At 34.0% G+C, this 25,367-nt stretch carries 28 protein-coding genes; 11 read left to right on the top strand and 17 right to left on the bottom strand.

Annotation, left to right across the window (positions count from 1 at the left end; translation table 11 throughout):
• The first annotated feature begins 55 nt into the window (after nucleotides 1-55).
• The 4 genes from OEV82_RS02465 to OEV82_RS02450 all read left to right on the top strand — a co-directional run bounded on the left by OEV82_RS02465 (nucleotide 56) and on the right by OEV82_RS02450 (nucleotide 3,757).
• Entirely contained in the window at nucleotides 56-388 is a 333-nt protein-coding gene (locus OEV82_RS02465; protein WP_173658096.1) for a DUF3870 domain-containing protein, read from the top strand.
• 80 nt (nucleotides 389-468) lie between these two features.
• Nucleotides 469-1,626 carry a DUF819 family protein gene (locus OEV82_RS02460; protein ID WP_263060893.1) on the top strand — a complete coding sequence of 386 codons (1,158 nt, stop codon included), beginning with the start codon at nucleotides 469-471 and terminating at the stop codon, nucleotides 1,624-1,626.
• Between the two features lie 19 nt (nucleotides 1,627-1,645).
• Nucleotides 1,646-2,716, top strand: a complete 1,071-nt coding sequence (locus OEV82_RS02455; protein ID WP_263060892.1) for a dipeptide epimerase — start codon at nucleotides 1,646-1,648, stop codon at nucleotides 2,714-2,716.
• 24 nt (nucleotides 2,717-2,740) lie between these two features.
• Nucleotides 2,741-3,757 carry a C40 family peptidase gene (locus tag OEV82_RS02450; RefSeq protein WP_263060957.1) on the top strand — a complete coding sequence of 339 codons (1,017 nt, stop codon included), beginning with the start codon at nucleotides 2,741-2,743 and terminating at the stop codon, nucleotides 3,755-3,757.
• Between the two features lie 185 nt (nucleotides 3,758-3,942).
• Here OEV82_RS02450 and OEV82_RS02445 read toward each other — a convergent pair whose 3' ends face one another.
• Nucleotides 3,943-4,626: a phosphoribosylaminoimidazolesuccinocarboxamide synthase gene (locus OEV82_RS02445; RefSeq protein WP_263060891.1), complete on the bottom strand. Its 684-nt coding sequence runs from the start codon at nucleotides 4,624-4,626 to the stop codon at nucleotides 3,943-3,945.
• Between the two features lie 339 nt (nucleotides 4,627-4,965).
• On the opposite strand from OEV82_RS02445, the gene OEV82_RS02440 reads away from it, so the two are divergent.
• A complete protein-coding gene (locus OEV82_RS02440; protein WP_263060890.1) occupies nucleotides 4,966-5,952 on the top strand; it encodes a diaminopimelate dehydrogenase in 987 nt (328 codons plus the stop codon).
• A gap of 127 nt (nucleotides 5,953-6,079) precedes the next feature.
• On the opposite strand, the gene OEV82_RS02435 is transcribed toward OEV82_RS02440, so the two are convergent.
• From OEV82_RS02435 to OEV82_RS02390, 10 genes are all read right to left on the bottom strand, one after another.
• Nucleotides 6,080-7,516, bottom strand: coding sequence for an aldehyde dehydrogenase family protein (locus OEV82_RS02435; RefSeq protein WP_263060889.1), 1,437 nt, complete (start codon nucleotides 7,514-7,516; stop codon nucleotides 6,080-6,082).
• 248 nt (nucleotides 7,517-7,764) lie between these two features.
• Nucleotides 7,765-8,214 (bottom strand): GNAT family N-acetyltransferase, encoded by a 450-nt coding sequence (locus OEV82_RS02430; protein WP_173658102.1) that lies wholly within the window; start codon nucleotides 8,212-8,214, stop codon nucleotides 7,765-7,767.
• Nucleotides 8,215-8,625: 411 nt separating this feature from the next.
• Nucleotides 8,626-10,599 (bottom strand): hypothetical protein, encoded by a 1,974-nt coding sequence (locus OEV82_RS02425; RefSeq protein ID WP_263060888.1) that lies wholly within the window; start codon nucleotides 10,597-10,599, stop codon nucleotides 8,626-8,628.
• A 157-nt stretch (nucleotides 10,600-10,756) separates the two neighbouring features.
• Nucleotides 10,757-11,131 (bottom strand): hypothetical protein, encoded by a 375-nt coding sequence (locus tag OEV82_RS02420; RefSeq protein ID WP_263060887.1) that lies wholly within the window; start codon nucleotides 11,129-11,131, stop codon nucleotides 10,757-10,759.
• A gap of 11 nt (nucleotides 11,132-11,142) precedes the next feature.
• Nucleotides 11,143-11,820 (bottom strand): ATP-binding cassette domain-containing protein, encoded by a 678-nt coding sequence (locus OEV82_RS02415; protein WP_263060886.1) that lies wholly within the window; start codon nucleotides 11,818-11,820, stop codon nucleotides 11,143-11,145.
• Nucleotides 11,821-12,274: 454 nt separating this feature from the next.
• On the bottom strand, nucleotides 12,275-13,054 hold the full coding sequence (locus tag OEV82_RS02410) for an SDR family oxidoreductase (protein WP_173661040.1): 780 nt from the start codon (nucleotides 13,052-13,054) through the stop codon (nucleotides 12,275-12,277).
• Nucleotides 13,055-13,084: 30 nt separating this feature from the next.
• The gene (gene folE / locus OEV82_RS02405) at nucleotides 13,085-13,714 is read right to left on the bottom strand and encodes a GTP cyclohydrolase I FolE (RefSeq protein ID WP_173661038.1); all 630 of its coding nucleotides are present in this window, start codon (nucleotides 13,712-13,714) and stop codon (nucleotides 13,085-13,087) included.
• 298 nt (nucleotides 13,715-14,012) lie between these two features.
• Nucleotides 14,013-14,654: an ABC-2 transporter permease gene (locus OEV82_RS02400; RefSeq protein ID WP_263060885.1), complete on the bottom strand. Its 642-nt coding sequence runs from the start codon at nucleotides 14,652-14,654 to the stop codon at nucleotides 14,013-14,015.
• On the bottom strand, nucleotides 14,647-15,393 hold the full coding sequence (locus OEV82_RS02395) for an ABC transporter ATP-binding protein (RefSeq protein WP_173661034.1): 747 nt from the start codon (nucleotides 15,391-15,393) through the stop codon (nucleotides 14,647-14,649). The genes OEV82_RS02400 and OEV82_RS02395 overlap by 8 nt, the downstream gene beginning before the upstream one ends.
• A gap of 19 nt (nucleotides 15,394-15,412) precedes the next feature.
• Complete coding sequence (locus OEV82_RS02390) at nucleotides 15,413-15,850, bottom strand: helix-turn-helix domain-containing protein (RefSeq protein WP_263060884.1); 438 nt, start codon at nucleotides 15,848-15,850, stop codon at nucleotides 15,413-15,415.
• A gap of 492 nt (nucleotides 15,851-16,342) precedes the next feature.
• Here OEV82_RS02390 and OEV82_RS02385 point away from each other — a divergent pair, with 492 nt between their 5' ends.
• Together OEV82_RS02385 and def are read left to right on the top strand one after the other, a co-directional pair.
• Nucleotides 16,343-16,534 (top strand): helix-turn-helix transcriptional regulator, encoded by a 192-nt coding sequence (locus OEV82_RS02385; protein ID WP_173661030.1) that lies wholly within the window; start codon nucleotides 16,343-16,345, stop codon nucleotides 16,532-16,534.
• The gene (gene def, locus OEV82_RS02380) at nucleotides 16,527-17,102 is read left to right on the top strand and encodes a peptide deformylase (protein WP_173661028.1); all 576 of its coding nucleotides are present in this window, start codon (nucleotides 16,527-16,529) and stop codon (nucleotides 17,100-17,102) included. The genes OEV82_RS02385 and def overlap by 8 nt, the downstream gene beginning before the upstream one ends.
• 629 nt (nucleotides 17,103-17,731) lie before the next feature.
• On the opposite strand, the gene OEV82_RS02375 is transcribed toward def, so the two are convergent.
• From OEV82_RS02375 to OEV82_RS02350, 6 genes are all read right to left on the bottom strand, one after another.
• The gene (locus OEV82_RS02375) at nucleotides 17,732-18,883 is read right to left on the bottom strand and encodes an HD-GYP domain-containing protein (RefSeq protein ID WP_263060883.1); all 1,152 of its coding nucleotides are present in this window, start codon (nucleotides 18,881-18,883) and stop codon (nucleotides 17,732-17,734) included.
• Between the two features lie 426 nt (nucleotides 18,884-19,309).
• Complete coding sequence (locus OEV82_RS02370; protein ID WP_263060882.1) at nucleotides 19,310-20,215, bottom strand: sensor histidine kinase; 906 nt, start codon at nucleotides 20,213-20,215, stop codon at nucleotides 19,310-19,312.
• Nucleotides 20,216-20,233: 18 nt separating this feature from the next.
• Complete coding sequence (locus OEV82_RS02365) at nucleotides 20,234-21,001, bottom strand: cation-translocating P-type ATPase (protein ID WP_173662333.1); 768 nt, start codon at nucleotides 20,999-21,001, stop codon at nucleotides 20,234-20,236.
• A complete protein-coding gene (locus OEV82_RS02360; RefSeq protein ID WP_263060881.1) occupies nucleotides 20,994-21,917 on the bottom strand; it encodes an ABC transporter ATP-binding protein in 924 nt (307 codons plus the stop codon). Before OEV82_RS02360 ends, OEV82_RS02365 begins: the two co-directional genes overlap by 8 nt.
• Nucleotides 21,918-22,000: 83 nt before the next feature.
• The gene (locus tag OEV82_RS02355; protein WP_173662335.1) at nucleotides 22,001-22,690 is read right to left on the bottom strand and encodes a response regulator transcription factor; all 690 of its coding nucleotides are present in this window, start codon (nucleotides 22,688-22,690) and stop codon (nucleotides 22,001-22,003) included.
• Nucleotides 22,691-22,718: 28 nt separating this feature from the next.
• On the bottom strand, nucleotides 22,719-23,300 hold the full coding sequence (locus OEV82_RS02350) for a hypothetical protein (protein ID WP_263060880.1): 582 nt from the start codon (nucleotides 23,298-23,300) through the stop codon (nucleotides 22,719-22,721).
• A 205-nt stretch (nucleotides 23,301-23,505) separates the two neighbouring features.
• On the opposite strand from OEV82_RS02350, the gene OEV82_RS02345 reads away from it, so the two are divergent.
• The 4 genes from OEV82_RS02345 to OEV82_RS02330 all read left to right on the top strand — a co-directional run bounded on the left by OEV82_RS02345 (nucleotide 23,506) and on the right by OEV82_RS02330 (nucleotide 25,098).
• Complete coding sequence (locus OEV82_RS02345; protein ID WP_173662336.1) at nucleotides 23,506-23,886, top strand: cytochrome-c oxidase; 381 nt, start codon at nucleotides 23,506-23,508, stop codon at nucleotides 23,884-23,886.
• Nucleotides 23,883-24,215 (top strand): ArsR/SmtB family transcription factor, encoded by a 333-nt coding sequence (locus tag OEV82_RS02340; protein ID WP_173662337.1) that lies wholly within the window; start codon nucleotides 23,883-23,885, stop codon nucleotides 24,213-24,215. Before OEV82_RS02345 ends, OEV82_RS02340 begins: the two co-directional genes overlap by 4 nt.
• Entirely contained in the window at nucleotides 24,215-24,472 is a 258-nt protein-coding gene (locus OEV82_RS02335; RefSeq protein WP_173662338.1) for a hypothetical protein, read from the top strand. Before OEV82_RS02340 ends, OEV82_RS02335 begins: the two co-directional genes overlap by 1 nt.
• A gap of 236 nt (nucleotides 24,473-24,708) precedes the next feature.
• A complete protein-coding gene (locus OEV82_RS02330) occupies nucleotides 24,709-25,098 on the top strand; it encodes a hypothetical protein (protein ID WP_263060878.1) in 390 nt (129 codons plus the stop codon).
• The last annotated feature ends 269 nt before the right edge of the window (nucleotides 25,099-25,367 follow it).

The following is a 25,367-nucleotide window of genomic DNA, read 5'->3' as shown; positions in this document are numbered from 1 at the left end:
TTTGTGATTGCCTCACAAATGTCCCTTAACGTAGATGGTGAAGGCTGGTGATAATATGCAAAAAAATGAAACCGTTTTTATTATAGGAGATGCAAAAACAGCGGTCAATAATCCGATCACACAAAAATATAACGCCTTCTATATTGGATTAGTAGTGAATAAAGACAACAACATCATTGTGGATGCGGATTGTTCAACAACGCTTGAATTAACAAGACAATTCATTAAAAGTTTGTTTATCGGCGCTTCCATTCTTGATGTTGAACAAGTCACATCGAAGATAAAAAATCGCTATTTTGGATCTTCACAAAAAGCATTAATCGTCGCTTTTAAAAATGCACATTTAAAATACATGAAATTTGTTCATGCTGCTTCGTCTGTTAAATGAACCGCAGATGAAACCCAGCAAATAGGTTTTTGATATACCTATTTGTTGGGTTTTTATATTTTAAATAGGAGGTAAAATATATGATTCAAAATGGAATTCTTTATTTAGGGGTGTTACTTTTATTAACTGCTATTGTAGCTTATTCTGAAAAAAAATTTAAAGATAGGAAGCTATTTAAAATCATTCCTGGCATTGTTCTCATCTATATTTTTGGAGCCATTTTACAGACAGCTGGCGTCTTTGGTGACAGCACTTCCAATGATGTTGTATACACAGAAGTAAAAAATTTATTACTACCAGCTATGCTTCTACTCATGCTGTTACAATGTGATTTGCGGAAGATTATTAGAATGGGACCAAAACTACTACTGACCTTCTTCTTTGCTGCAATTACGATTGTTCTAGGTTTTACAATTACATATTTATTGTTGAAAGGATTTTATGCTGAAGACACATGGAAAGCATTTGCAGCACTAAGCGGAAGCTGGACCGGTGGATCGGCTAATATGGTCGCATTACAAGATATATTAGATGTCCCTGAAAATATTTTTGGCTATGCACTTATTATGGACACGATTAATTATTCAATTTGGGTCATGTTTATGTTTTGGCTTGTTTCTCATGCATCCCGTTTTAATCGTTGGACAGGTGCAAAAAATAGTGCAGTACCAAATGAATTAGAAGTATCGAATGAACAAAGTGAAGGGAAAATTGGTTTTTCTGAACTGATGGTCCTTATTGGTGGAAGTATTTTTATTTCAGCAGTCTGCTGGGAAATTGGAAATAGTTTACCAGCAATTGGAGCAGTATTTAATGCAACAACTTGGACAGTTATTTTTGCATCTATTATAGGATTAGGATTAGCTGTTACACCGGTTGCAAAAATTCCTGGATCAAACGAAATTTCAAGAGTAATGCTTTATATTATTATCGCTTTAATTGCATCCCATGCAGACTTTTCACAAATTTTCCAAGCACCGATCTATATACTTTCAGGATTTATGATTTTGCTCATCCATGCTTTGGCAATGATTTTTGTAGCTAAAGTGTTCAAATTAGACCTATTTACGATGGGTGTGGCTTCTTTAGCCAACATCGGCGGAATGGCATCTGCCCCAGTTTTAGCAGGAGCCTATCATAGAGCACTAGTACCTGTTGGTGTATTAATGGCGTTATTAGGAAATTTATTAGGAACTTATTTTGGTATCATAACCGCTCAAATATTATCAGCACTATAAACTGAAAGAAGGGGCTTTTATGAAAATTGTTGATGCACAAATTCAAACTGAACGGACGTCTTTAAAGAGACCGTTTAAAACTGCCGTTCGTACTGCCTTTGACATTCAAAGTTTAATTGTAAAAATAACACTTGAAAATGGAATAACAGGATATGGTTCCGGTGTCGCAACGGAAAAAGTCACCGGAGACTCCCTTTCTGGTATGAAAAATATATTGGAACAACTGCTTTTTCCAAGCATACTTGGGAAAGAGATTGAAAATATTGCCGAAAATGAAATGATCATTCAAACAAGTTGTATCGGCAATACAAGTGCAAAAGCGGCTTTAAGTATTGCCTTGTATGATGCTTATGCAAAACTGCTCAAAGTTCCCCTCTTTCAAATTTTTGGAGGAAGAACGAATTCACTCATAAACGATATGACGATAAGTTTAAATGAACCTGATGAAATGGTTCACGATGCTATAAAAGCGGTAGAGCAAGGATTTTCAATTTTAAAAATTAAAGTGGGTAATGATCCACAAAAGGATTTGGAGCGAATTCAAGCAATCTATGATCATTTAGGCGACAACATTGTTTTACGGATTGATGCTAATCAAGGCTGGTCTGCTAAAGAAGCAATAAAAATCATTGGCGAATTTGAAAGTAGAAATTTCCCTATTGAATTTATTGAACAACCCGTCCCCCAATGGGATTTTGATGGACTAAAATTTGTACGTGAACGGGTAAATATACCAATTATGGCTGATGAAAGTGTTTATTCAGCTAAAGATGCTATTAAAATCGTAAATAAGAAAGCAGCAGACCTAATAAATATTAAATTAATGAAGACAGGAAGTCTTTTAGAAGCTTGTAAGATTGCTAGCATTGCAGAAACTGCCGGAATTCCTTGTATGATCGGTTGCATGATGGAATCCTCACTATCCGTTTTAGCAGCCGCTCATTTAGCAGTAGCACATCCGAACATCAAAAAAGTCGATCTCGACTCACCTTTATGGCTCAATGATCATAAAGTTGATCGTTATTTTAGGAATTCGCAAATCCATCTAGAGGAGATTCCGGGAATAGGATTTCATCCCGTTTCTCAATAAATTTGAAAGAAGGATGTGGTTATGATGAAAAAATGGCTATTCACATTAGTGACGGTCATCGGTCTCCTTTTCACCTCTTTTACTCCAGTCCATGCTAACACTGTTTCGGACAAAATTAAGGTTGGTGATACTGCCTATATCGATGTATCTGTTGCAACCGTTTGGACTGATCCAGATATCGCACGTCCAATTGATGAACCAGCACTTACTAATCCTGCGCTCCCATGGAAATGGACGAAATCAATGACCTATGAAGAGAAACTTTGGCTTGTAGGAAACTTAGAGACTCAGGCATTGTTAGGGATGAAAGTAACGGTCCTTGATAAAGAAGGTGACTGGGTGAAAGTTGCCGTTCATGGTCAACCAACACCTAGAGAAGAGATTGGTTATCCCGGTTGGATGCCGGCGGAACAATTAACAACAAATAAGAAATTTGAGAGATTTTTAGAAAAAAAGCCATTCGCTCAAGTTAATTCACCAACCGCTTGGCTCTACGATGATCCAAAACTAAAAAAGTCTTTCATGGAAATTAGTTTCAATACGAGACTACCAATCATTGCTGAAACCAAACATACCGTTAAAGTTTTAACACCAAGCGACGGGCAAAAGTGGATGAAAAAAGAAGATGTACAAATTTATCATTCGGTTGAAGAAATTCCCGAGCCAACAGCCGATGATTTATTGAAAACTGCCTACCAATTCATGGGTCTCCCTTATTTGTGGGCAGGTACGTCCGGATTCGGTTTCGATTGTTCTGGATTTACCCATACGATTTATAAAGCTCATGGCATTACCATTCCTCGTGATTCATCTGTCCAGGCTGTCCACGGCACACCTGTTGCAGAAGAAGACTTACAACCTGGTGACTTAATCTTTTTTGCCTATGATGAAGGAAAGGGGCGAGTCCACCATGTCGGTATGTATATTGGAAACGGAAAGATGATTCATTCACCAAATACTGCTTCTACTGTTCGAATCGATGATTACAGAGCTCCTGGATATGGCGAGGAATATGCGGGTGCAAGAAGATATTTAAAATAAGAAGACTTTAAGGGTTACACTGAATCGTTTAACTTCCCTTTATTTTCACACTGTCGTTTTTCTAGAAAATAAATTTTGTAATCAAACTGACAATTGAATGATAAGGTCCCGTCAGATTTACCTGTGACGGGACCTTTTTTTCTTTAATATGAATCCTTTACCATTGAAAAAAGTACTCAAACGAATTATTGTAATATTAATTTTTCAAGTTCTAATGGCTCGATATATTTGCCATCTTTATAAGCACGCATATTTCCACCTGAAATTTCATCAATCAAGACAATTTCTTTATTCTCTCCAGCACGACCAAATTCAAATTTAATATCGTATAATTCAATTTGCTTTTTCGCAAGTTCATTTTTTACAATCCCTGCAATTTTTTGGGTTAACTCTTTCAACACTTTATATTCTGCTTTTGATAAGATTCCAAGCATATCAAGCGCATCTTCGCTGATCGTAGGATCTTCCCTTTTGTCATCTTTAATCGTTACTTCAACGAAAGCATCAAGGGGCTGGCCTTCTTCGGCATATAATCCATAACGACGGAAAAAGCTACCAACTGCGCGATATCGACAAATGACCTCAAGTCCTTTTCCAAAGACTTCAGCTGGTTTTACGGTCATGGTTACATTTTCAATATCAGCATTAATATAATGTGTTGGAATCCCTTTTTCATTTAACAATTCAAAAAAGTACTTCGTCAATTTCAAACCAGAACGTCCTGCTCCTTCAATTGTTAAACCAACAGAATTTGCGCCAGGGTCAAATACACCATCTACACCAGTTACATCATCTTTAAATTTTAACATATAGTTCCCATCTTCTAATTGATAAACGTCCTTCGTCTTGCCTTGGTAAATCAGCTTCATCTCAAAACTCCTTTAAGCTTAGGATATGTGATGTTTATATCATAAATCAAAAAATGAACCTGGACAAGATACCTTTTTAAAATTTTTCAATTCATCGAAATAAAATATTAAATTCTATAAACTGAAAATAATGCAATGAACACAAGTAACGTTTTCAAAAGTTTTTCTGACAATTTTTTATCTATATTTAATGTTTTTATATAAAATAATCTATTTCCAATTTATTTACAGATTATATATTTAATAGATATAATTAAAAATACAAATGAATGATCTGGTTGTGTGATTAAATTAACATGATAGATCATTTACCTTAATTATGGACAAGGAGTGAAGGCTATGAGTGAAAGAATCCGATTAGGTATAGTTGGCTATGGTAATCTAGGGAAAGGTACAGTAAAGGCAATCCAACAATCCCAAGATATGGAACTAGTGGCTATTTTTACAAGAAGAAACCCGCAAGACTTCCATATTGATATTCCTCATGTTAAAGTTGAACATATTTCAACAGCTTTAGATTATCAAGATGAAATTGATGTCATGTTACTTTGCGGCGGTTCGGCTACAGATTTACCTGAACAAACACCGCAGTTTGCAAAACATTTCAATACAGTCGATAGTTTTGATACCCATGCAAAAATCCCTGAATTTTATGAAAAAGTGAATAAAGCTGCAACTGAAGGAAAAAAGATTGCTATGATTTCAGTTGGTTGGGACCCTGGTTTATTCTCCATTAATCGTGTTATGGCCGATGCCATTTTACCAAATGGTGAAAACTATACATTTTGGGGAAAAGGTCTAAGCCAAGGACACTCCGATGCGATCAGACGTGTTGAAGGAGTAAAAAACGGTGTTCAGTATACTATTCCATCAGATGAAGCAATAGATAAAGTACGTAGTGGTGCAAATCCAACCTTAACAACTGCAGAAAAACATCGTCGTGTCTGCTATGTTGTTGCTGAAGAAGGTGCTGACAAAGCAAAAATTGAAGAGACAATTAAAACAATGCCAAACTACTTTGCGGACTATGATACGGAAGTACATTTTATTACAGAAGAGGAACTTCAACGTGATCATTCAAAAGCTCCGCACGGTGGATTCGTCATTCGTGGTGGAAAAACCGGAGATAACAACAACCAAATCTACGAGTTTTCATTAAAACTTGATAGTAACCCTGAGTTTACCGCTAGTGTATTAGTCGCTTATGCACGGGCAGCTTACCGACTATATAAAGAAAATCAATACGGTGCCAAAACTGTGTTTGATGTACCACTGAGTTATATCTCACCTCGCTCTAACGAAGAACTACGTAGAGACTTTTTATAAAATAAATAGAAATTAATGCAATTTGTATTTTGGCTAGCTCGATTTTTTTCACAAAAAAACGCACGGAAAAGCCCGTGCGTTTTAATCATCTTTTTTGAATTAATAGCATTCGTGAAATTCTACCTTTCTATTTATTTTTTCTTATCATGACAACTTTCGTATTCGTATACTCGGTAATCCCTTCTAACGAATGCTCAACACCAATTCCAGATTGTTTGTGTCCACCAAACGGGAATTTCGGATGGAGCACTTGAGCTTCATTGATCCACACTGTTCCTGCTTCCAATCGATCAGCTATTGACCTAGCCAACGCGAGATCTTCTCCCCAAACGGATGCACCTAGACCATAAATGGTATTATTAGCTCTTTGAATGACATCATCATAATCATGATACTTTAATACTGGCAAAATCGGACCAAAGGCTTCTTCTACAACAACGCGAGAATCATCGGCCGGATTATCAACGATCGTAATTGGGATAAAGTAACCTGGTTTCGATTCGTCGATTTCCCCACCTAATACAATCTTTGCTCCCGACCTTTTCGTATCCTCAATTATTCCTTTCACTTTTTCATATTGCGTTTTATTTTGAAGTGGACCAAGTTGTGTTTCTGGATCCATCCCGTCGCCAACTTTAACAGTTTTAGCATAATTGACAAGCTCTGTTAATAACTCATCATAAATTTTTTCATGAACATATAAACGCTTGGTTGCAACACAAACTTGTGCCGTATTTAAGAAGGCTGCCCAAAATAGTGGTTTAGCAACTTTCTTTGGATCAGCATCTTCCAAAACGATAGCTGCATCATTACCACCTAGTTCTAACGTTACCCGCTTAAGATTAATTGCTGCCCCTTGCATCACTTTTTTCCCAGTACCAGTTGATCCTGTGAAACTAATCTTGTCAATACCGCTATGTTCTGTCATCCAAGCTCCCAATTCATTGGCACCAGTAATAACATTAAAGACCCCTTTCGGAAAAATTTCTTTCGCGAGTTCTCCTAAATATAATGTTGTTAAGGGCGTATTCGGAGAAGGCTTTAAAACAACAGTATTTCCAGTTAATAGTGCTGGAGAAACCTTCCAAACAGCCAATGAAACTGGGAAATTCCACGGGACAATTAGTCCTGCCACACCTAGAGGAGTATAATACTTTTCAACATAGTGAGTGTCTTTATCTTGAAGTATTTCACGAGGTAATCTTTGTTTTGCATAAAATTCAACCGTTTTTGCCGCTCCCGACACTTCTTGTAACGCACCTTGATACGGTCTTCCCATTTCTAATGTAAATAGACGTGCTAATTCTTCACTGTTTTGTTCGATCGCATCAGCAAATTTTTCTAACATTTGTGCTCTTTCTTCCACTGATAGTGCTGCCCAAGATGGAAAAGCAGCCCTTGCAGCATGAACTGCAAGATTTAAGTCATTTTCATCAGCATGGGGAACTTGGGCAATTACTTCTTCATTTGCTGGGTTTATAACAGGTAAAGTATTTTTCGTATAAACCGTTTCTCCATTAATGGTCATGCCAAATTGTCTTACACTCGTCGTCAAATAGATCATTCCCTTCTTAAAGATTAAAGAAACATATTCATCTCTTTACTTACTATTACAAGAGAAAAGATTTCTTCCATTTAATTATACTTTAAATTTTTAACCTAATTCAAATCTTCTGAATTAAATATCGAATTCTATTTCAACAGGAACAATTTTTTAGGTGGTCACCTGAATCTATAGTAGAAAGAACACTAGACTATAAGCTATCCGCTGCTTCATTTCATAAAACCTTAAAAATAGTTGAATCGTTAACATCATGAAAGATCCATTTCTAAATAATACTCTACTTCATGAAATCCCACTTTTTTGTAAACAGGTCTCCCCATTTCAGAAGCTTGAAGGAATATTTTTGTTAGTCCTTTTGCCTTCACTTCTTCGATTAATTTATTTAATATTTTCTTAGCAAGACCTTGCCCACGGTATTCATCTTTCGTATACATATTGGCAATATATGCTCTTATTCCACTTATATTCGTAAAACTTGGTGGAAACTCGTAAAATATGACAGCTCCTGTTGCTATTATTTCTCCCCTATCCTCTACTAAATACTGTATAATCGAATCTTCCATAAATCTGTTTTTAAAAAACTCGTACATATGCTGATCTACATCAGACATCGGTTCTTGACCTTCATCTATCAGTTGTACTTTTCTTAAATCTACTAATTTCCATATATCATTTATAGTAGCCTTGCGTATATTCACATAATCCCTCCTACATGTGTTAGATTCACAAATAACTTCATTTTCTTAATAAATTTATGAATTTAATCATCACTCAATCAAAACTTTAAATATACCTATTTTACCTGTTCTTCACTATAGTAGTGCGATTTGATTTATTAAAAATATAATGCCCGTTTCGTTTTTTAGTCCTCAATTCAATGAAATTAGTAGATATGAGATTTCAATAAAAACATGAGGCTAAAGGGGCAAGTATACAATAGTCATTTGTATTGAAAATAGGCGGTAATAAAAATGATGTCAATCGATATCGGATATATAATTTGTAATAACTATTCGCAAAAGAAACAGAGGTTAATTAACACCTCTGTTCATGTCTTCCTTATCTTATATAAAACTAAATACTTTATATTAAAATGTTTTGATTTTATATTAAATTTTACGTCTAATTACACCATTAAAACACCAATTTGTTGCTACCCAATGACTCAATGGTAAAACAACCAAACCATACATACCTGCAATTAATATTGCTATGATTTCATCAGTTCCTTGTACAAATGAAACAAGAAATATAACACTTAAGACAAGAAGAACATCTTTAACCATTCTTTCCTGAATTATTCGTATCCACGAACAACCTGAAAGACGTAATGGGAAATCACGTTTTGCTTGTAAAATAGCAGTTATCATAGCACTAATGGCCGCAGCAACTGTAAAAGCAATTATCAACGCTATTAAAGAAAAATTTAACACCCATACAATATATGCTGCATACTGGGCATGGAGAATCCCTTCTTCTGCAATGTAAACAATTCTCAACTCACCTTTTATACCATTTTCTCTGAGGGAAAATACATCCAAATGATGACGATGTATTAACATCTGAGTAGCATCTACACCAGTAAAAACTATATTTCCAGTAGAAGCCATGGAAGTCAATGAAGAATCATTATAAGCTTCGTAGAGAGAAGGGACCATGACAACTAATACTTTATCTGTAAATTGAAGTTTCCCATCTCCCCCACCAATTGAAACAGGAATTTTATAACCATCGACCGGGATAAAGAACTGAAATTTTTTTATTAATTCTTCTGAATTCCCACTTCTTGACCAAATCTTAAAATCCTCTTTTATCATTTGAACTAGATCATCAGGTAATGATGTTAAAGACACCTGATTGAGCGATCGATCAGGGACGTTCGATGTAACTAGATCAAGCCATCTTTGGTTTACATAGGAAATTGCCGAAAACTCTTTTAAACCTGTTGGAGGCATCATATCTTCTGTAAATGTATATGATAATGCAACTTGATTGAGCGATTCAGCATCTTTTACCATCTCACCAATTTGAGGTTCCAATTTGTCCATCTCACCAGTCTCGCTTGCAAAAGCTAAAGCAACTTGATCTGAGAGCTTCTTCCATTGTGCCATTTCAGCTGCCGTTATTTCCGATTGTTTAAAAGCTTTCCATGCAGGACCTGCTGTCGCTATTATTAATAATAATGTAAGTATTTTAATTACAATTGCTGTGGAACGTAAACTTTTTACAGCCGGTACTCTAGTAGCTAACATAGTAGCAGTTGGCCACGCTGCGATTGACATAATTAAAGCAACAAATAGCGAGATTAAAATGACAGCTAGTAATAGAATTATTAATGCCTTTAAAAATGAGTCTACATATGCCCAACCATGATATACACCAACATAAACTGCTGAAATACATGCAACAGCAAATGCAGATATAATCAATGCGCCACCAAAGCTTGACAAATCTTGAGTTTGAATCCTAAAAGTGTGTGAACCAGCCAAGACTCGAAGAGCACGTCCCTTTGCTTTTAATGAAAGCCAAAACAGCGCCATACTTGCAATTAGTGCAGATGAAGCAATAACCGCTGCAGTAAATCCTTTTTCCTGAACTACAAAGCCCAAGCTATGGATAATTGATGCATCTGTTCGTCCAACATCGATTGAGCTATGAACTAAAGTGTTTTCAAATTCATCCAAGTGAGCAGTCTCTCCAGTTACAAGATAAAAACCGTCTGGATAAGATGTAGACAATCTTTCTTTATCTACTATTTTACCAACTTCATCTTTACCAAACCAAGTAATTTCAGAAGGATAATCTCCTTCGTTCAAAGGAACGAAAATTTGCCGATCATCGTCATTCGTTAAATCTGGAGCAACCTTTACTAAGCCTAAATTCCAACGTTTATCTAATTCTTCCAGTAACTTAAATGCTTCATCAATAGACAGACCCGATTCACTGAAGTTTAAAATTAATCTACTTTTAACATCAATTGCTTGTGGAAAGTCCCGATCAAATAAGTCTGTGATAATAATGGCTAATAATGCCAGTAAAGTGAACATGACAGCTGCCACAATCGCTATAATACGTTTATACAACAGTGAGACCTCCATTTTACTTAGTTTATACGAACCATTACAAAGGGATATAGATCCTAACAACAATTTACTACGTTAGCAATTTTTATAAAAGGAAATTTTTTTACTGACAATAAGGATGCAAGAAAACGATTTTTCATTAACACTTCACAAACAACTAACGCTTAACTAGATATACCGGAACTCCAAATCCATCTTCTTCACTAAGGTGACTCAGAAATTCCCCTATTTTCTCCCTTTCTTCGTTTGTACCGTAAGTTATCATAATAAGTCCTCTATCTTGGTCATCCTTACACGGTTTTTCAACCTCTACTGTAATTTCATTCCCCAACTTTTGAATTTCTTTGACTAAATCTTGGTTATTTTCTAATGAAGCAGAAGCTTCAGAAATAGATGGTAATTGATCACATGATGGATGAGTATCCTTTGGTGATAAGGGAATCCATCCATTTATATATGCAAATAACCCTATAAATAGTAAAAAAACGATAATAATGCCGATAAACTTATAAAGCTTGTTGGTAGATTTCATATTTTCCTCCCTTAAACTGAGTTATTGATTGATACCTGTTTTATAATAGCGTTGTTTTTTCCGACTTCATGCAAAACATCACATGCTTCTATCATTTCTTGATCGTGTGTAGACACAATGACAGTTCTACCACGTGAGGCAAATTCAGTAAATAAATCAATTACCATCTTTCTATTATCTACATCTAATGAAGCCGTAGGCTCATCTACAAACAAAATTTTAGCATCTTTATAAATCGCACGAGCTAGTGCGAGTCGCTGCTTTTCACCACCACTAAGATGACCGGCTAGTTCTTCTTCTCTACCTTGTAGACCTGTTTGTTTTAAAACCTGTGTCAACCGTTCTCTATTACCCTTAATTCGGCCAAAGACACTTGATTCCATCGTTACATTAAACGCAACTGTTTCTTCATCCATAATACCGTAATCCTGAAGTATAAACGCTGCATAATCACGCCAAAATTTCCTTCGAGATGCTGCATTAAATTTCGTTACATTATTTCCGTCTATAAAAATTGATCCTTCATCAACTGGAAGTAAAAGACCGAGACAATTTAGCAATGTAGTCTTACCGCAACCACTCGGTCCTACTAACGCACTCATCTTTCCAGGCAAGCAACAAATACTCTCGCGATTTAGAACTTTTTTTCCACCTATAGATAATGAAATTTCTTGTGCTTCTACTTTCATATACATCACCTAGTTAATAAATTTTAGTAAACGATTTAATTTAAAGCTATTTACATAAATAATTATTATTTCTACCACCTTCAGAAGGAAACTGATAAGCTGAAGTTATCCAAACCTGAGCAGATATTATGCTACTCCTACTACACTAATAGCAAGTACTTTACCGACCACCTTCTATGTTTATACTATAAAATGAAAGTTAATAATCTTGATGTAAACTTAAGTATATCGAAAATATTGAAAAGATTAATAAGGACTAATTCTTATATTTTAAATTATGTATTTAGTTATATTTTACTGATTTTTCAAAAATGTTTTCTGTTAAATAACTAAATTTAAGCAATTTATCCTTGATGATAACTTTATTTATCAAACGCTTTCATGTTTCTTAATAACAAAAGTAAAACCTTATTCGAATTGAATAAGGTTTTACTTTAACTATCGCCATTTATAATTAATTTTCTGAATGGTGATACTGACGGAATTTATTAACAACGTCAACTCCACCAGCAATGGATATGACACTTCCTGTAATCATATCAGAATCCTCATCACATAAAAAGTCAATCACTCTTGCGATATCTTCTCCACTACCAGGTCGACCTATTGGTGTATTAGAATCAGCGATATCACGTGTTTCTGCAATACTTAACTCTTTCATTTCACCAACGATATCTCCAGGTGAAACCATATTAACCGTTATACCATGTTCGGCTTCTTCTAAAGCTACTGTTTTCGTGAGTGAAACAAGTCCAACCTTTGCAGCTCCATAAGCAGAGCGATACACCCATCCTGGTGCATGCTCTGCCTCATGAAAACCATACGTAATAATTCGACCAAACTTTTGTTTACGCATGACTGGGATAACTAATTTTAAAAAATGGTATACGGAACTTAAATTTCCTTCGATCATTTCATACCATTCTTTATCCGTGTAATCAACTAATTTTTTCCGTTCAGAAATATACGGACCCGCATTATTAATTAAATAATCAATACGACCAAATCTTTTCATTGCCTGGGTGAAAATATTTTTTATATCTTCTTTTTGCGTCACATCTCCTTGAACAAACTGAAGACGGTCTGCATACTCTTTCCATTCTTCTTTTAGTTCATTTACTCGAGACAGGTCACTACGGAAATTTACCGTTACCGAACAACCTTTTTGCAGCAATTGTTCAGTCACTTTTTTACCAAGACCTTTCGACCCTGCAGTAACAACTGCATGTCTCACATCACTCACCCACCCTCTTTTGGATTTCGACTAACGATTTAATAATGTTAAAAATTCCATTCGAGAATCGGAACGATCTGCAAACACTCCTCTTACTGCCGTTGTTGTTGTTTTCGCGTCCGTTTTCTTTATTCCACGACCACACATGCACATGTGTTTTGCTTCAACAACAACCATGGTTCCTTGAGGTTCCAAAATTTCTTCCACTGCATCCGCAATTTGATTTGTTAGATTCTCTTGCACTTGAAAACGTTTAGCATATCCATCTACCATTCTAGCAATCTTCGAAAGTCCTGTAATTTTCTCATTAGGAATGTAACCGACATGAGCAACGCCGAAGAAAGGTGCAAAATGGTGTTCACAAATCGAGTAAAATTCTATATCCTTCACAAGAACTAATTCGCGATGCTTCACATCAAATACCTTTTTTAAATGTTCTTTCGGGTCTTCTTGATATCCTTCTGTGTATTCAAGGAAAGCTTTCAACACCCGTTGAGGTGTTTCTAATAACCCATCGCGGTTTGGATCATCACCACATAATGCTATGAGTTGGCGTAGAGCTTCCATAATTTTCTCTGCTTGCTCTACTTTATTTGCATCCCCTTCAAAAATATGAGGAAATTTTTCAATTATTTTTGTCTTTGTATCAATGAGAGACATATGCGAAAACCTCTTTTCATTCAATTTAGTTATGTCTTCAAATGATGGCAAACAGACCACCTTGTATAATTTAAAATTATTACTACTTAATAATATCAATTTTTTTCATTTATATCATCCGATTAACATGCATTACTAACTTTTGGAAAGGATATTTGACAAAAATCATATAAATTAAATAAAAAATGGAAAGATAAAAACTCATTTGCATCTTTAAAACAAAAAAGAACAGGATTTCTCCCATTCTTATTAAAGATGGCATATTTTATTTTAATAATGAAAAGCTCTGTTCCCTTTATTACAGATCTACCCGTTCAAACCGTCTCACAGATACTTTGAAAGCTGCAAAAATGGAAACAATATAAATAACTATTCCGACAAAAAGAATGGGCAACTGGCGAACCAAGAAACTTGGTTCTACACGATCAAGCCAAACAAATCCTGGGAAATGGACGATCACTTCCATTAATAATACCACTAAACTGGCAGGAATAATCGCGAGAATGAAGGCATTCCCTACCTTATGCGCTGATTTAAAGAAGTACGTTAGAAAAATATAATTAAATATAGCATATGTGATGAAACCAAAACCATAATAAGCAACATTTGCTTCAATACCAGCCGGATTTCCCTCCGGTAATACATACAATCTTAAAACGGCGAAAGGTAATGAAATCATTAACTGGGTAATTTGTGCTAAAATGACGAGCAAAAATTTTGCTTTTACTGTGTCACTTTTTTTTACAGGTAGTAAAGCTGTATAATGTATATCATTTGTTTCCCGTCCATACATAAATGTGATAAATGGAGCAAGACAACCGAATAAAAATACCATTCCATACGGATAAGCCGGAACAATTACTAACACACCTAATGCGGTAAAAATAAACAAATTCGGATGGGCTGCCAAACGAAGTTCTTTATATAAAAGATTAAACATCGTACGCTCTCCTTTCTGTGCGAATCATGATTTCTTCTAGAGACAACGCACCTGTTTCTCCGGGTTCTTTTAAATGTTGAAAGGAGTTGATGAACACTGATTTCTCAGCACTTTTAAGGAGTTTTCCATCTTTAATATACGTAATGTCATCGGCACATTTTTCCAAATCCGAAGTAATATGAGTTGAAAACAAAATACTGCGTTCGCCACCTTTCACTAACTGGCGAAATAATGCTAGTAATTCATCACGAGATACAGGATCAAGTCCACTCGTTGGCTCATCTAAAATGAGCAGCTTCGCCCTATGGGATAAAGCAATCGCGATCATAAACTTCACTTTCATTCCTGTCGACAACTCTTTCACTTTTTTATTAGGATCTAAGGAGAAAGTTTGTAAATACTTTTGAAAAGCAGCTTCATCCCAATTTTTATAAAAGCGCTTCGTTACTTTAGCAATATCTTTTAATTTTTTATGATTGTAAAAATCAATCCCACCTAAAACGACACCCAAATCTTGCTTACAACTTTCTTCATTTTGTTTAAAATCTTTTCCGAACATTTGAATGGTCCCTTCATCAGGATGAACTAAATTTAACATGGATTTTAAAGTCGTACTTTTTCCTGCGCCATTTTTTCCAATTAATCCCATAATTCTTCCTGGTTTAATTGAAAAAGTAATATTTTGTAAAGTAAAGTTAGGATATCGTTTTGACAAACCCTTTACAGATAAAACATGCATTAAATCATCCACCTTTCGTTTAAAAAAATTTATCTACTGTTTGTCCTGTCATTCGTAGGAAAGTTTGACTCTCAATTAAAGCGATCCCTGGCGTTTCAGGACTCGTATCTCCTAAAACAATTAGTGTGTCACCTGGTTTCAAATTTAAAGTTTCCCGAGCTTTTTTCGGCAATGAAATTTGTCCTCTTTCACCGAGACTGACGACACCAAAAATATGCTTATTTCTCGGTGGGATAGGAATCCCTTCTTTATCACTGTCATAACGAACTAAATCGTTTAAGGAAACATCATAAAGATCTGCTAATGCATCACATTTAATAATGTCAGGCAACGATTCACCATTCTCCCATTTGGCAACCGATTGTCGCGATACACCGATTTTCTCTGCTACTTCTTCTTGGGACATTTGATTTTTATTTCTTAAATATCGAAGGTTTGCAGCAATATTATTTTTCATACTTTTCATACCTCCTATATTTATCATACCTTGTAACAGCTAACGTTTACACCAACCAACGCCAACGTATTTTGTTAATTTTAGTTGCATATATTATACATCAAACCTTTCCTTTTATAAGGAATTCAATAAAGATCATCTTTTTTTAATTTAACGACAACAAAATAAGAAAAAATTAGCTTTATTTATCAAAAAAGAGTTGTTCATATTGATTTTTTTATTATGGAAGGGAATAATTACGTACGGTTACCCTGATTTTTGTGCGAAAATCAAAAAATCATGTGCGATTTTTCTAATTTGTGTGCGAAAATCAAAAATTTCGTGCGGTTTTCTCATTTTCTGTGCGAAAAACTAAAATTATGTGCGATTTCCGCAATTCTTGTGCGAAATCAAAAATAAAGTATAAAAAGGTTATGAAAATCAAAGTTATTGACACATATTACATTATTGCTATAATAAAAATGTCCAATATCTTTGACATAGGTGAATATGTTGAAAAATAAAATAAAAGAAATTCGCAGGAAAAAGGGACTAACCCAAGAGCAACTTGCCAAAGTGTGTGGCGTTGCTAGACAAACGATCAATGCAATTGAAAATGATAAATATGATCCAACACTTCAATTAGCTTTTAAATTATCAAAAATATTACAAGTAAAGGTAGATGAGTTGTTTATTTATGAGTAAATTTAAAAAAGATTACATTATAACGATGGATGATATTGTCAGAGAAGGTAATCCTATACTTCACCAACCAACAAAAGAAGTAACATTACCGTTATCTGACGAAGACAAAGAAACGTTAATTTGTATGATGAACTTCTTGAAAAATAGTCAAGACCCAGAAATGTCAAAGAAATATAAATTACGTAGTGGTGTAGGATTATCTGCAAACCAAATAGGATTAAATAAGCGCATGTTCGTTACGTATTTCACCGATGATCAGGGCAAACTTTTTGAGCATTATGTCATTAATCCAAAAATCATCAGTCACTCTGTTTCGATGATTTATTTACCACCGGCTGAAGGTTGTCTGTCTGTTGATCGTGAGGTACAAGGTTTTACACCAAGATACGAACGAATTAAAATAAAAGCTTATAATTTAGAGGGAGAAGAAGTTATCCTTAAATTGAAAGGATATGCTGCCATTGTATTCCAACATGAATACGATCATTTAGAGGGCATCATGTTTTATGATAGGATTAATAAAGAAAATCCATTCCAAGTACCAGAAAATTGTAGAAGTTTGTACTAGCATTTCCGCCTATAAAAAATGAGCTGTTGACACAACAGCTCATTTTTATTCGAAAGACTTCATTCCGTTTTAAAATGAATCATGAAAGGCATTGTCCTAAGTTGTTCTTACTAAAAACGACCTTTTTTCTTCTTTTGTGCTTGTATAAATTTCTTCGCATTTTTTAAAATGCGAAGAAATAGAACTGGAGCAGTAAAAAAACTTACGATAATTTATCACAAATTTCTACCGATAGGTTTACAATGCTTTATGGAAATTGACAAGTTAAAAGCTCTGTTGCTTAAAAGGAAGAAGAGGGGACAGTAACAATGTATAACTATGCGGATACTACTGTCCCTTTCTCTACGTATTTTAGAAGAAGAAACACCACCAGCATGCGATAGCTATAAGTGCTTTCATTGAAATTCCCTCCTTTTAAACAATTTTTATGATAGTGAAATTGAATTAAAGATTGAAAACTGTTCAAAATAGGACTAAAGTATAATCCATGCATAGAAATGGTATTATAGCCCAATACAAGTATAATCAATAATACCTATTTTTTCTATTAAAATTTGTAATTTTTTCCATCATTGTAAAAAAAATATGATATTCAACCAAAAGAAGGTTGATATAGTAGTCTAAAATTCCTATTTCGATTTTTCTTTAGCTATTTTCACCCATTCAGGAAATACTTTGTCAAAAATATCGACTAAATGTGGGTCAAACTGACTTCCTTTTCCAGCCATAATCCGGTTATAGGCTTCTTCAAATGGAAGTGCTGCCCGGTAAGATCTGGATGAAGTCATCGCATCGAAGGCATCGGCAATGGCTGTAATTCGCGCAAGAAATGGAGTCTGTTTACCAACAAGCCCTTCTGGATAACCTTTTCCATCCCATCTTTCATGATGATATAAAATAACATCAATATTTTCATCAATTCCTTGAACTCCTCGCAATGCTTCCGCACCTACTACTGGGTGGGTTTTAATAATTTCATATTCTTCGTCGGTCAATCTTCCAGGCTTTGTTAAAATCGCATCTGGTATATTAACCTTTCCAATATCATGTAACAGACATGCGTAATAAAAATTACGTAACTCATCTTCCGTAAATTTACCGGTTGCCTTCGCTAAATTCACAGCATAGAGAGCAACCCGTTCACTATGTCCTCGTGTATACGGATCTTTCAATTCTAAAGTAGAAATAAATCCTTTCACAATTCCTTGCATTTGTTCATCATGGGATATTTTAATAGCATTTATATATTTTAAAAAACGATGGAGCAATATAAAAGCGATAAATGAAACAACTATATAGATCATAATCGGGAAAATAACTAAAATATCTTTTAAAATAATTCCCATAAACGCATGTTTAAAGATTACACCAGTCACGACAAAAAGAGTGAATCGTTTATTCACAAAAATGGGCGAGAATAATATAATGACAAGTTCAACTAGATTCCCACTATTATATGTATTAGGCGTATCTACATAATATAGAAACTCTATAAGTATATTTAATATGACATAACTCGCAATTAAAACGTATTTTATCTTCTCAGGCTTTTCCTTTTTTATATTGTAGATGAAGATTGGAATAAGAATAATGAAATAAATATATTTAAGAAGGTTTAACACATGCCAAATTTGATTATCAACTGTCCTATCTGACCATGGTAATAAAGGTAAATAATTATAATATATAATATCATAAGCAAAATATACGATATAAAATAACAATAAAAATATAATTGTAGAACGTTTTTCTTCTTGTAACAATGGAATATTTCTAATCATTTTTTCACCCCACAAAGTGAATTTTTAACATAATAAACTTTTTAATTAATTCTTACATAGTCAATCATTATTGTCATGATTTTTAGTAATTTTTAAAAATTTAAGTTTACTAGAAAACATTAATATATTATAAAGTCAATAAAACTTCATGACAATGATAAATGATGGATTTCACATATATTACAAAATTAACCCTAGACATATAAGAACGTATATTTCCATGTACTGTTATCGGTCAATAATTACATTTTTTTATATAATTCGTCTCCCTAATTAACTCTATCATATTTTTATATACCCCATGTGACAAAACATAAAAAAAAAATAAAAAAAGGAGACATTCAAAACATCGTAACGATGTATAAATGCCTCTTCTTAATTTCTTTATTCCGTTGAATACTTTAGAAATACCTATTTACAATCGATTCATTTCTTTACCGTTTTCCACTCACAAATGATTGACAACTGACCATCATTTAATTTGCTAGAAATAGAGCCGTTCATTTTTTCCATTAAACTTTTTACAATCGATAAACCCAAGCCAGTGCTTTTCCCAGAACGAGATTGGTCAGCCATATAAAAACGATCAAACATATGCTGAACATCTTGTTCCGTTAACGAAAGAGCATCATTGGTAATCATTAGACTTGCAACACCATTTTGTTCTTCTAGCCTGATCATGATATTCCCATCAGCGTGCTTTAACGTATTAGAAAGTAAATTTTCAATTACACGTGTAACAGCTGAATGATCAGCAAAAATAGTGACATTGTTCTCTAAGCCTTCAATTGTTGGTTCCAATCTTTTTTCCTGAAAACGATCATAAAAACTTACCAATACTTCTGTCAATAATTTAGTCAAGTTTATTCGTTGTAATTTTAACTCGTAATCAGTGGACTCTAGAACACTCAGTTCAAAAAAATCATTCAATAAACGTTCCAATCTTTTTGCACGGTCAAATGCAGTAGCCAACAATTCTTCTTTTTCGACTTCTGACAGATTTTCATTATTTGCGATCTGAATATAACCAATAATAGATGTAAGAGGTGTACGCAAATCATGAGACATATTTGCCACTGTTTGCCGTTGTTCTTTTTCAAAAAGGACCCTTTTTCGATTTTCCATTACATACAAGTCAATTAAACGATTGACTTCGACTCCTAAATGTTCAATATCTTGATCAATGAGTGTAATATCAATTTTTTTATTTGTTTTACGATTGTTATACAATTGTAACTGTTTCACGATCTTTCTCACTTCATTTTTAAAAGAAAAAAGCCGAGTGAGTGCAATAAAAGTAATGATAACTAACGTTATAACAATAAAAATCACTGCTCCCACCCGCCTTTTTTATTTGATTTCTTTTCGATTAAATATAAAAATACCACAGAAAACAATGAAAATTAAGGAAACAGTACCAACGATAAGAGCTGTAAGCATTTGGCCCTTCGTCATTATCGGAGTAAATACATCACTAAACTGTTGAAATATAGAATACTTATACAAAAATTCAACAACAGATGACATAGGTAGCTTTTCAACAACAAATATTATAATAGTAAATAAAATCGAAAAAATAATCGTTTTACCACTATCTTCGGTCACGACAGCAAACAACATTATTAACGCTATATAGCTTAGAAAAGGGAGTAAAAATAATCCAAATGACCTTGCTAAGTATAAAAGACCAACACTGTTTAGGATATCACCATGACCTAATAATAATACCATTAAAAGACCTATGATTAATGGAATGAATATTGTAATAAGAACCGCACCCAATGAAAAAACAAGAAACTTCGCTAAAAATATATGGGAGCGTTTATTTCCACTCATAACTTGATTTTTTATAACACTACTAGGTGAAAAATCAACGGCGATATAAAATCCAGCCAATGTGCTAACAATTAAATTGAAAAATAATAACGTTATAAATGGAGATAGTGCATTTAATTTACCTAATCCTACTTGCATAAAATTAGTATTGTCCATTATCCACCAATCAATCATCACTAAATAATGTAATAACAAACTGACTCCCGTTACGATTACAGTAATACCCCAAAATGACCGGTTCCTTTTTAATTTATATAATTCTGCTAGAATTAAATTAGTCATATGTTGCATCTCCAATCCGTTTTGAAAAATAGTTCTCTAAACTATCACCATTTAGTGAGAGATGTTCTAATATAAGTCCACGATTGGTTAAAATACGAGAAACGGTCCGAATATCATCGAGATAGTTATAAAGTTTTATGGTCCCATCTGGCATTACTTCAAAATCATCTGCTTGTAATTGTTCTTCTAAGACCGTAGCTCCCAGTTGTGGTTGATCAACCTTAATCCGCAAATGTTGTCTGCATTTTTCATCTAATTCTTTTGTTGTCATTTCCTCTAACAACCGTCCTTTGTGAATAATACCGAAACATGTTGCGGTTTTGTATAGTTCCGTTAAAATATGGCTAGATATTAAAACTGTAAGTCCTTTTTCCCGATTTAATTTATGAATTAACTCCCTCATTTCAACAATTCCCATTGGATCAAGTCCATTTGTTGGTTCATCGAGAATTAAAACTTCTGGATCGCTTAATAAGGCAATAGCAAGCCCTAGCCTTTGTTTCATTCCTAGAGAAAAGTTTTTCACTTTTTTCTTCCCTAAATCTTGAAGACCGACTAGTTCCAACGTTTCACTTATACATGTTTTACCTGGAATCCCTTTTTGTAAGCGATGCACTTCTAGGTTTTCAGAAGCTGACATATTTGGAAAAAGTGCTGGGTGTTCAATAATCGCACCGATTCTTTTTTGGGCTTCACATAAGTTTTTAGATTGATATTCACCAAAAATATGGATAGTTCCACTTGTCGGAAAAGCTAGTCCTGTAATTAACCGTAATAATGTTGATTTTCCAGCACCATTTTGACCAATTAAACCATAAATTTCACCCTTTTTAATATTGATATTGACATCCTTTAAAGCATAATCATGATGATATTTTTTTGTTAATCCATTTGTACGTAAAATATACTCATCCATTTGTGTATCCCCCCATTTCGGACATTAACTATAATATGGAACATAATAATTAAGAGAGGCTTAAGATAAATCTTAAGAAAAGCTTAAGATTTCATCCGATAACCCATTCCCCATATTGTTTCAATATACTCTTCATTTGGATTTGCCTTCGTAAGCTTATTTCGAAGGTTACTTACATGTACATTTACCGTGTTATCATCTCCGTGATACGGCTCATTCCATACACTCTCGAAAACATTAGCTTTAGAAAAAACTTTATACGGTGTTGTCATTAATAGTTTTAATATATTGAACTCCCGAGCGGTAAGAGAAACATTGACACCATTGACCAAAACAGTCTTCGAATCTAAATCAAGTTGAATATCTTTATGAGTTAATATTTGCTTTTTCGGTTCATTCGGGTAGCGAGTTCTCCGTAGAAGCGAATCAATCCTAGCAGATACTTCATCAATATCAAAAGGTTTTGAGATAAAGTCATCAGCACCTTTTCGCAAACTCGTAATTTTCGTTCTCTTTTCATTTTTAGCTGAAATGATAATAACCGGCGTAGATCCTTTTTCTGTAATTTTTTCAAGTACTTCTTCTCCTGCCATGCCCGGTAACATTAAATCTAGCAACACTAAATCCCACTGTTGTTTTTCTAAATATAATAGTGCCTCTGTCCCAGAATAAGCCGGTTGGGGATGATAGTTGCTCATTTTAATAATTCGACATAAAAGTTGATTTATGTCATTATCATCTTCAACAACTAAAATGTTAATCATGTCATTCATTGTAATCCCTTCCTTTCTTCCTTTAATCTTACATTTCAACTGGGATCAATGAGATTGGGTAACTCCTTATATTTCTTTCATCTTTATTAATGTAATCATGAAGTTGACCTTCATATACCTGTTCCAATCCGTTTATTACTTGTAAATCGTTCGGAGCGATAAGGGATATCGGTTTTCTAAAATCAACAACGTTACTATTTTTTAATACTGACGCCACAAATTGTGAACAAAAAAATGCTTTCTTTCTTTTTATTGGTTTATTGATGATAAAACCAAATAACCCGATAAAATTATAACGAAAGTCTTCTTTTTGTTTATCCATTTTTGTTACATATGCTTTCATCTTTTTTAATTGTTCATCGGTTACTGAAAGTGAATAAATGATACAATTGGCATTTTTAAATAAACCTTCCTCTACATTCTCTTTAACAAATCCCCCATCAAAAGGGTTATTCACTTTTTTCCGTCCAAAGCTATATACCTCTGATAATTCAGCATCAAAGGATATTGATGCATGATTATAAGGTTTTTTTGTAAATATTTTGATTAACCTTGTAAATAGTGTACCTGTATCCGTTAAAAGAATATATATCTTTTTTTCTTTCATCATTCGAATATCCCCCTTATCTGTTATCGAACGGTGTATTTAATATACAAAACAAAACATAAAAAGATCTTAATGGAATTCTTAAGAATCTCTTAAGTTTTACAAATGTTGAATGGAATGCGATTCATAGTGTTGACATTTTATATCACCTGTAATATATTTATTACAGGTGAAACAAAATGTCAACATAGGGGGGGTAAAAAAATTAGTGAGGCTTAGATTGACTAATGAATTCGTTATTTATTTTCTCATCAGAGTTAGTCTCGTGATTTTTATCCGATTGACCGAGTTGTTCCGATTAAGTTCAGCCTACACTCATATTCACTTAGCCGGTTGGGGAATGATTGCATTGGCAGGAATGATCTACCACGTTTTTCAAACAGCGGGTGCGACCAAATTAACACAAGTTCATGATCAATTTCTGATGATTGGAATACCACTGTTATGCATAGATATAATTTTTTCTAGACTGGGACAATATGAAATAGGTAGTTTAATCAATTGGGTTGGCGGGATTCTCATCCTTTTCGGTGTAATATTTTTTGTCATTAACGCTATGAATAATGTGAGAGTAATGGCTCGATCATGATTAAAGAACCTGTAAATGGTGATGAGCTTCTAGCCTTATTTGAAGCCCTTTCCAATCCACACCGTATGAGAATCATCGCTATTTTGGCTAATGGAAGACAATATGTCAGTCAATTAGCTCGGGAAGCTGAAATGAGTCGTCCTTTACTTTACATGCATCTACAAAAATTAGAAAATGCCGGCATTGTAAATACTAAAATGGAAGTTTCCGATGATGGAAAAGCAATGAAATACTATGAACTTGTAAACTTTGATTTCCATATTACACAGGACTTAATCAAAGAGGCTGTTAAAACATTATCAATAAAAAAGAAAGAAGGTAAAAAATAATGAGTGAAGAAGTCATTTGGGGTTTAGCAGGAATGGCATTTGTAGTATTAATTGTGGCAATTTTGTTCATTCCAATTGCAAAAATCGCACAAACAAAAATTCAAACAACCAAAGAAGAAGTCTATCAAAAATTAGCAGCAGAAGCAATTGAAGCACAAAAGGAAACAAATAGAATTAACGAAAAACTTGCAGATGAAATTTCAGATTTAAAAGAAAAAATCGCTTCAATTGAACGTATTTTGAAAGAAGTAGAATAGCAAATCTGTTTGATAAACGAAGGGGGATCCAAAAGGTCTTCAATGACTGATGGATCCTCCCTTCTCTATTTTTATGCTATTTTTCGTAGGATGCTCATTGCCTGAGGGACAATATGTTTTATCCATATTATGTTGCCAAAATTTCTATTTAACAGTACTTTTATTAGTACATTTACATATACAATGAGAAATATTGATCATATATTAATTAATAAACTAGTTAAAGAGGTGTCACCTTGCGACTGGGATCATGTGGAAGTTGCAAAGAGCCTGAAAATCAACCAAGTCTATTTTCATCTCAGACAGAAGTGGATTTGTCAATTCCCTTTGGTGTTGGTACTGAAACACCGGTATTAATGTTATCCGTTCCAACCACATCAAATACTCAATCTATTTTTATTAATGGACTTGTTCAAGTTCAAAGTATAATTCCGTTAGGTTTATTGTCATATCAGTATGGAGTCAGATTAAGAATCCGCCGAAATGGAACTCTTTTGTTTACTCAAACTTTACAACAAGGAAATTCTATTACATTAACTTTATCTTTTACACAGATTGGCGCCATTCCAATTTCTATTGTTGATACGAATCTACTCTCGGTACTAATAATTATACTGTTACATTAGAGTTTTTTCTGAGGTCTGCTACTGGAGTATCCGTTACCGCTCAATCGCGCTCTATTAATGCCCTAGTGATATAAAATATCCTACTGTTTAGGCAAAACTCTTAATCGTTCATATACTAAAAAAAACCTATTGATTCAATCAATAGGTTCAGACTGTCGACAAACCCCAACTCAAATGCTTCATTTGAGTTGGGATTTGTCTTTTTTTGCTCATCATTTTCTAAGATTCTTATCTTATTTAGGCTGGACATGGTCTTTTCCATGTCCAGT

It is taken from the genome of Pallidibacillus thermolactis, from assembly GCF_025660415.1.
Classification (GTDB): Bacteria; Bacillota; Bacilli; order Bacillales; family Caldibacillaceae; genus Pallidibacillus; species Pallidibacillus thermolactis.
The sequence above is the reverse complement of the archived record's forward strand: the minus strand, read 5'-3'. Positions and strand labels throughout refer to the sequence as shown.